Origin of the sequence: Winogradskyella pacifica (assembly GCF_013403915.1) — a bacterium.
Classification (GTDB): Bacteria; Bacteroidota; Bacteroidia; order Flavobacteriales; family Flavobacteriaceae; genus Winogradskyella; species Winogradskyella pacifica.
The window spans coordinates 1-682 of the sequence record NZ_JABFDI010000068.1 but is presented as its reverse complement, the minus strand read 5'-3'; the positions used below and the strand labels follow the sequence as shown (position 1 = coordinate 682).

Annotated in this window: 1 protein-coding gene; it reads left to right on the top strand. The window is 54.7% G+C overall.

From position 1 onward, the window contains the following. Window positions 1–528: DUF3558 domain-containing protein (locus HM984_RS17435; RefSeq protein WP_218845079.1), on the top strand; the 528-nt coding region annotated here is incomplete at its 5' end. Window positions 529–682: the final 154 nt, after the last annotated feature.

The window sequence follows — 682 nt, the reverse complement described above, 5'->3', positions numbered from 1 at the left end:
GTGAAACTGCGGTTGCTGCTGACGGCGGTCTCGGTGCTGACACTGGTCGCTGGCTGCTCCGGAGACGTCACCGGTACCGCCACCGCAGACCAGGCCGAACCCTTCGACCCCTGCACCATCCCCGACGACGCCATCGCCGCAGCCGGACTCGACCCGGCCACGAAATCCAGCATCACAGATGGCGGATACATAACTCCCGGTTGGGACATCTGCAGCTGGGATGGGTCGCAGGAGAATTCGTGGTACTCGCTTTCCATCTTCTTTTCACTGGTCTACACAATCGAGGACGTAAGAACAGATACTCGCTACAGCGAAATGACCACACTCACGGTAGCGGGACGCGAATCACTCCGCTACAAGTTCGGCATCGTCGACTTGTCCGAAACCTGCGACATCGCATTCCAAACCGAAGCGGGGCTGATCAAAATATCTGCACTCAAAAAAGGCTCACAGGACCTGCAGGGAGACATGTGCGATATCAATACGCGACATTCAGAAATTCTATCCAGCACCCTCCCTCAATCCTGAAATCTAGATTCGAGGAACCGAATTGACACCACCGACCGAAGAAAATTCGAGCCAATTGACATACTGGCAAAACCTCGCCAACGCAGTTGATTCAGGAAATCTGTATCTCAATCCGACCGCGGCCAAAAAATGCAATACCCTCTGCGCCGAGTAC